Origin of the sequence: Faecalibacterium sp. AF28-13AC, assembly GCF_003478405.1 — a bacterium.
Lineage (GTDB): Bacteria > Bacillota > Clostridia > Oscillospirales > Ruminococcaceae > Faecalibacterium > Faecalibacterium prausnitzii_E.
Genome location: NZ_QUFG01000020.1, coordinates 1 through 7,053, shown reverse-complemented (window position 1 = coordinate 7,053; position 7,053 = coordinate 1). Strand labels below are relative to the sequence as shown.

General features: G+C 46.0%; 6 protein-coding genes. 5 read left to right on the top strand and 1 reads right to left on the bottom strand.

Going from position 1 to position 7,053, the window contains the following annotated elements; genetic code table 11:
• Positions 1 to 1,145: site-specific integrase (locus DWY95_RS16390; protein ID WP_243082871.1), on the top strand; the 1,145-nt coding region annotated here is incomplete at its 5' end.
• 326 nt (positions 1,146 to 1,471) lie between these two features.
• Positions 1,472 to 1,978, top strand: coding sequence for a hypothetical protein (locus tag DWY95_RS16940; protein WP_147365986.1), 507 nt, complete (start codon positions 1,472 to 1,474; stop codon positions 1,976 to 1,978).
• On the opposite strand, the gene DWY95_RS16380 is transcribed toward DWY95_RS16940, so the two are convergent.
• Positions 1,975 to 2,892, bottom strand: coding sequence for a helix-turn-helix domain-containing protein (locus tag DWY95_RS16380; RefSeq protein ID WP_118554304.1), 918 nt, complete (start codon positions 2,890 to 2,892; stop codon positions 1,975 to 1,977). The genes DWY95_RS16940 and DWY95_RS16380 overlap by 4 nt on opposite strands.
• Before the next feature lie 367 nt (positions 2,893 to 3,259).
• Between DWY95_RS16380 and DWY95_RS16375 the strand changes: the two genes are divergently transcribed.
• Genes DWY95_RS16375 through DWY95_RS16365 form a run of 3 tightly spaced genes read left to right on the top strand, consistent with a single transcriptional unit; the run spans position 3,260 to position 6,960 of the window.
• Positions 3,260 to 4,675, top strand: a complete 1,416-nt coding sequence (locus tag DWY95_RS16375; RefSeq protein ID WP_097793640.1) for a radical SAM protein — start codon at positions 3,260 to 3,262, stop codon at positions 4,673 to 4,675.
• On the top strand, positions 4,644 to 5,840 hold the full coding sequence (locus DWY95_RS16370; protein WP_097778984.1) for an MFS transporter: 1,197 nt from the start codon (positions 4,644 to 4,646) through the stop codon (positions 5,838 to 5,840). Before DWY95_RS16375 ends, DWY95_RS16370 begins: the two co-directional genes overlap by 32 nt.
• Positions 5,841 to 5,871: 31 nt before the next feature.
• Positions 5,872 to 6,960: a radical SAM protein gene (locus DWY95_RS16365; RefSeq protein WP_118554303.1), complete on the top strand. Its 1,089-nt coding sequence runs from the start codon at positions 5,872 to 5,874 to the stop codon at positions 6,958 to 6,960.
• Positions 6,961 to 7,053: the final 93 nt, after the last annotated feature.

The following is a 7,053-nucleotide window of genomic DNA, read 5'->3' as shown; positions in this document are numbered from 1 at the left end:
AGTCCGTGGCGATGGTGCAGAACCTTATCGTGCCCTATATCGGCAATCGCAAGGTGCAGGAGCTGCGAACCTACGACATTGAAAAGTTCTATGCTACCCTTGCCAAGACCCCCTGCGGGCAGTATGTGCACGGTGTGAAACAGAAGCTTTCCGACAAGCAAAAGAAGCGGCTGCTGTCCAGCACCTCCATCCACGAAGTCCACACGCTACTCAAGACCGCATTTTCCTATGCGGTAGAATGGGACTTGATCCACAAGATTCCCCTGCCCCGTGATGCCCCCAAGGTCAACATCGAGGAACGCACCATCTGGGACGAGAAAACCATGCTGGCAGCGTTGCAGACCATCGAGAACCCTGCCCTGCATCTAGCGGTGCACATGAGCATGATCCTTTCGCTCCGTGAGGGCGAAATCCTCGGCCTACAGCCGAGTGATCTGGACTTTGATGCAGCCGATGGGCGTGGCACTATCTCGGTCAATAAGACCATGCAGCGAGCCAACAAGGACGCTCTGGAAAAGCTCGACCCCAAGCAGGTCTACTACACGTTCCCGGACAGGCGTGAGGGTAGCAAATCCTCTCTCATCCTGAAAAAGCCCAAGACCAAGAAGTCAAATCGTATCCTGTATATGACCAAACCTCTGAAAGAGGAACTTCAAGCATGGCTTGAAAAGCTCAAGCAGGACGAGCAGAGCGCCCCGGAGAAGTACAGCAACTGCGGACAGCTGTTCCGGCTCCCGGACGGTCTGCCCATCGCACCGGAGCTGCTGACGAAATGGTACCGTCTGTGGAGAGCGAAGCACCCGGAGTTTGAACAGATCGTGTTCCATGGTCTGCGGCACTCCAGTGCCACCTATCAGCTCTTGCAGTCGGACGGCGACTTCAAGTCGGTGCAGGGCAATACAGGTCACGCCACCGCATCTGTCCTGATGGACACCTACGCCCACACGCAGGACAAGCCCCGGCTGGAACTGACCGAGAAGATCGAAGCGAACTTCTATTCCCAAGACCTGACCCCGGCAGCACCCCAGCCCCGGCAAAATGAAAAGCCGGCGGCAACAAAAATCTCCGGCAAGGAGATCCTTGAAGCCATCCGGCTGATGGACGCAGACGAACGCAGAGAATTGACGAGAGCCTTGTTCGCCTAAAATTTCTTCTTTTTATGCAAAGGAAAGCAGGCTATGCAAACCTTGCGCAGAAAGACCCACTATTCGGGAAATGTGCAAACGGTGTGCAGAAAGTGTGCAGCCGCTTTCCTACATAAAGAAAGAACGCCAAATCTTGCGATTTGACGTTCAATATCTGGTGCACCTCCAGGGACTCGAACCCTGGGCCCACTGATTAAGAGAGCAAGCCGCCGGTTCGTCTCAATTTATGGAAGTTTCGAGTCATCGTTATTTTTAATCAAAGCAATGTGATTTTTTACCCGGTAATTTCTGCACCCTTTGTCCGATTTTGCAACGATTTGCACCCTTTGCACGTTTTGAAACCGTGCAAAAACCGTGCAGAAACCGTGCACTTACTCCCAGACAAACTAAAATCCACTTCATCCGACAACGACTTGACGGCATTGGTTTGGGTGGCCATTCTCTTATTTTTAGTGCTTGCTGCATCACAAGCCGATTGGAAAGCATCTGACCTCATTCTCAGTATAACCCGTCGTTTTGTGTTAGAAAAAAGCAACACAGCACGATATGGTCTGTATGGCCTTGTAGTGGTATCCTTTTGCCAACAAGAAAACAACATAAAACGAAAGGAAAAACAAATGATGAAACGTATCTTTACCCTGATTGCCTCTATTGTTCTGGCCACCAGTCTACTGGCTGTCCCCTGCTTTGCCGCTGAGCCTGAAGACTTGCCCACGCCGCAGCCTGGTGTGACCGAAACGGAACAGCCTGACGGTTCTGATCAGCCTGAGAATCCGGACAGACCTTCTATCCAGCCATGTGATGCTATGCCGGGCGTTGGAGACATGGGTTAACTCATAAAATCGATGTTCAAGTATTCTTTCGCTTCTTTTTTGACAACCTCTAACCCGATTTGATATCCAATGACTTTGCAGAGATAATACGATTGGTAGTACAATTCTTTGCTGATTTCGTCATCGCCCATAAAATGTCGGCATTCCGCTTCAATTTCCAGACATCGGGGCAATACTTGGTAATGTCCATATTGAATACAGGCTTCTCGTCCTTCTTTAGCGAGTGCAGCTCCTTCCTCATAGCGACCGCACAAATCCAGTACCCGAGCATAATTATAAAGGACCAAAGGCAACACCCCAATAGATGTTATGGTTTCCTTAAAATGCTTACGCACATACTTAAGCAGCTGATAGTAGATTTCAGCTGCTTTTTTATTTTGGCCAGCATCAGAGTAAGCAAGCCCAATCTGATTGATAATTGTGATTTCATCTCTTGTATAAAGGAAACTTTCTATACTCTCTAGGTCAAAGCGGGGCACAGTCAGCTGAATTGCCTGCATTAGCAGATCGATTTGTTCCAGCGGCGTGTAGCGTCCATCTAAGCGTCCCAGAAGTACCCTTGAACGCAGGGCAAATTGCTGCGCAATTTGATCATCCGGATCTGCCAGCTTTTCAAATTGTGCGAGCTTCTCAAAGCCCTCCGGCACCTTTTCGGTCACATTGCAGGCAACAATTTCTTTCTGAAGAGCTTCCATCTCCAGTTCATTTTTACTCAGCAGAGCAAAATAGCGGTCATCCGGCAGGCCCAGACGCTGCAAAAGGGCATTGATCCGGTTGCGGCTGGGGGTCTGTTTCCCATTTTCCAGCCGGGAAAGAGTCATAGGCTCACAGATTCCATCGCAAAGCTGCTCCTGGGTCAAACCCAGATCCAGCCGCCGCTGCTTGACGTACTCGCCAAGAAAGACATTCTTCATCCCTAAACCCTCCTATAGAAGTAATATCTCTATTATTATAAAGGATGGCACAGCGGATTTCCAGTGAACGGTTCAACTTTTACTGAAAACTTATCGTTTTGTGTTATTTTCAAGTAACTCGGCACGATATGTTGCCGGTCGGCAGGATGTGCTACAATACAGTCACAGCAAGGGATACGAACAAACGAAAGCTCCCAAGCTGAATAAAACCAAAAAGAAAGAAGAAACAGAAAATGTATACCGTAACTTTTTCCAATGAAGAGCTGGAAGAGATGAAGGCAAACGACGCGGTTGTTATCGTTAGCTGCGATGATGACAACGGGCACCGCCTCTACTGATCAGTGACGGTTTCCCAAGGAGCAAATGTTTGCTTCTTGGGATTTTTCTGTATAATGGAACCATGTTTTATGAATTGAAAAACGGAACGCTTGTGGAAACCAAAGACGCACAGGGGAATTTTGATCTGACACAGGTCCTTGGAAATAAATATTTAGAAGATGTTGATTCCGAAAAATGTGTTATTGTTGATACGTACAGCAATAGATGTTTCCTCATCTCAAAAGATCTCCTCCACCATGGTGTGAGCGAAGAAGTATACCACAAAATGCTGGATAGCGATGAAACCGACTCAAACAAGTCAAGCGAAGAAGTCACTTTCATCTTAACAATTACGTATAAATGCAACATGCACTGTACTTACTGCTATCAGCAAAACGATAAAACCTTGGAAAAGAAACTTATCAGTGATGAAACTCTGGATAAAATTTTAAGTATCATTGCACAGTATATGGAAGCAAATCCGAACAAGACCGTTCGACTGGGTTTATTTGGTGGCGAACCCTTGCTGATCGAGAATGAGAAAGTAATTGATAAAATTCTCCAATTTTGCAAAGAGCACAAAACCACTGTTCATATCACCACAAACGGAAGTTTCCTTTCGTATTATTTGAAGAAATTTATCATCAATCGTCGCTTCATCAGCGGTATTTATCCCACAATCGACAGTATGGCGTTAAATTATATGACGCGATACGATCTTGATCCGAGCCGGAACAATACAAATGAAACTTTCAAACTCCTGTGCTGTATTAAGACACTTCTGCATTACGGCATCCATGTGGACTTAGGAACCAATATCGATAGGCACAATCATAAAGAAATCTGGAATACACTGGATGACTTGAAGAAGTTACAGCTTTTGCAGGATAAAAACTTTGCGTGGACTATTGGTCGAGTAGATGATCGTTTGTATGAAACAAATTTCCCTGACATCATGATGGAAAGTGAGATTCTCGCTGAGCTTCAAAGCAAGCCTCTCCCGGACAATGTTCACGCGGCATTTTTAAAGACCTGCTATAACTTTGCCGACAAAATGGGCCTAAAGTTGAATTTGCGGGAGCATAAACAAACACATAGTTATTGTTGGAGCACTTCGTCATCCAGTAATGTTTTTTATGTTGATATGAATCTGAAAACATATCGTTGTACTTGCACAGTTGGTAGATCTAGGTACAGCCTTTTTGATTTTTCCTATGAAAATTTAACAAATTATCGGCCCGTCGCTGTAACCTGCAATTCTTATGCGGAGTGTAAGGATTGTAAAATCGGTGGCTTCTGCGGTGGCGGATGTCAGCTGTCCCACCAAATCGATTTCAAAAAGTGCTGTACATATGAAGAAGAAGTTTTTTCTCACTTCATGAAAACACTGTTTATTCCTTATATTAAATCCAAATATAACGAGGTGAATCAAAATGAACGCAAAGCTGAAAACAGATGCACTTGACCTTACCTCTCTGCTCAATGGGCTGGTGTTTTTCTCCCCAGTCTCTCTACTGGTACGAACCACTGCAGGAATCTCTCTCAGCCAATTCTTCATTTTGCAAGCAATTATGGCTACTATGGTCCTCCTCACAGAGATTCCTCTCGGAAAGCTGACCGATCGCATTGGCTATAAATCCACGTTGGTACTATACCAGATCGCGCTGCTCATTTCGAGAACCTGCCTCTTGCTGGCTCATGTAAGCTGCAATTATAGTCTGTTTATTTTACAGGCTATCCTCGAAGGCACAGCGGCTTCCTTTTCTTCTGGGACGCAGAGCGGCTATATTTATATTATGTTTTCAAAGGAACATTACGCTGAAAAATCTGCACATGTCGCCAATTATGGAACTGTCGGATTTTTTGCCAGTACCCTAGCTTATGCGGTCCTGTACACGCTGATTGGCATCAAGGGTCTGCTTCTGGCAACGATTGCCGCAAACCTTGTTGCTGTCTTTACCTCTTTAAAAATCCCCAAGGAAACAGTGCAGCCCAGAAGTGAAACGCGCCAAAAGAAAAACATTCCCTATCCGCAGTTGTTTCAGCAGAAAAAGATATGGATGCTTCTAATGATTTTGGCAGCTTTGAACATTGGCCGCATTCTGATCAATTTCTTCTATGCGGAGAAGCTGCAGTTGTGCGGGATCAATGAAACCTGGCTCGCCGCAATTATTATGGGTTATTCTGCAATTCAGTTGCTGTCCGAACGGATTCTCGCCCGTACCAAGCCTGAACACTATAATCAAATGATGGCACTGTTTTTCATTCTGAGTGGAATAGCCCTTGGTGTGTTGGGCTTGGTCAATGTGCCGGTTTGGACTATCCTATTTATGCTGATCCTTCCGCTTTTTTTGGATATTCCATCCTATCTGCTGGGAGAAGTCCAAAACAGCATTGTAGATGCTGCCGGCAGGGAAGACAATCGCGCCGAGCTGCTTTCCGTCTTCAACATGGGCGTCAATGTTACTGAAATTTTTTATCTGTTTGGCTCATCACTACTGGTGAGCGCCGGGTCAACGGCTTGTTTTGTCATCCTCGGTGCTTTTATGACCGTAGTTGGAATTGGCATCTGTCTTTCTGTGAAGAGCGCATGGTTGCTTTCACTTCAAGAAAAAAAGAACGGCAACTAATTTTAGTCTACAATATCAAGAGGGCTTATATATGATGTCTGGATACATCTCCGATTGCCTAGGAGAAAATTTCAGTTGTATTCAACCCAAGCCAATATTACCTCAAAAATTCAATTGGGATGTCTTCATGGCCACACTGATTCCTACTGAAGGGTGTAATTTTCAGTGTTCATACTGCCACAAAAACCACCCGGCAGCCAGTATGACTCGTGACACACTGGACCGAATTGAGGAGTATATAACTGCACAAGCGCCGCGCTATAAACAGGTCATACTTGCATGGTTTGGAGGTGAACCTACTCTTTGCAAAGACACTGTGCTGGAAGTGTCCAACATTGTGCAAAATCTGCAGAAACAGTATGGCTTTCACTATGCTGCCAATATGACCACCAATGGTTATCTGCTGAATGACAAGCTATTTCGGCAGTTCTATCAGGCAGGGATCACCAGCTATCAAATTACAATTGATGGTTGGAATCACGACAAGACTCGGCCCCATGTATCCGGCAAGGGAACCCTGCAGACCATCATTAACAATCTGGCCTCTCTTTCCAAGTTGCCGCCGGCAGAGTATTCCTTTCATATCACGCTGCGCCACAATATTCTGGCCGACGATGAGGACTACAGTTGGTATGATTATCTGTACCGTCTGTTTGGGCATGACAAACGCTTCGCCGTACTTGTTCGTGCTGTTGGTGACTGGGGTGGTGAAGGCGTCCACAGTCTATCCATCCTTCATCAGGATACAAAAGATGTGTTGGTAGCAAAACATGTTGCATATCTGGATAAGATCGGGATGTCGTGTCATAACCACAGAAACGGAGCCCTTGCACAGGTGTGCTACGCTTCCTATCCACATAGCATGGTATTCCGGGCCAATGGAAAAATTGGCAAATGCACTGTGGCGCTTGACCACCCGCAAAACCAGTTAGGTTGGGTTGATCCCGAAAAAGGTATTGTGATCGACCCGGAGGTTAACTGCCGGTGGAGCTTTTCTGATCTGAAGCCCGAGTGTCGTAGCTGCCGGAATGTTTTGCGCTGCATGAATATGCAGTGCAAAAAGTCTGAAATTATTGATGGAAAGACAGTTTGCCTCTATAGAAAATCAGAATGTGTGTAATCAGTTAACTAACGCAAAACGATATGTTTATTCCGAAACCGTCAAGGCTGAAATGAATGGGCTGACGCCCGGCCTTGACCGTTCCCCGCCGCC

Bases quoted from the DNA above. Each gene is read 5' to 3' on its own strand.
- DWY95_RS16380 (WP_118554304.1), bottom strand. From the start codon at position 2,892: ATGAAGAATGTCTTTCTTGGCGAGTACGTCAAGCAGCGGCGGCTGGAT.
- DWY95_RS16365 (WP_118554303.1), top strand. From the start codon at position 5,872: ATGATGTCTGGATACATCTCCGATTGCCTAGGAGAAAATTTCAGTTGT.
- DWY95_RS16370 (WP_097778984.1), top strand. From the start codon at position 4,644: ATGAACGCAAAGCTGAAAACAGATGCACTTGACCTTACCTCTCTGCTC.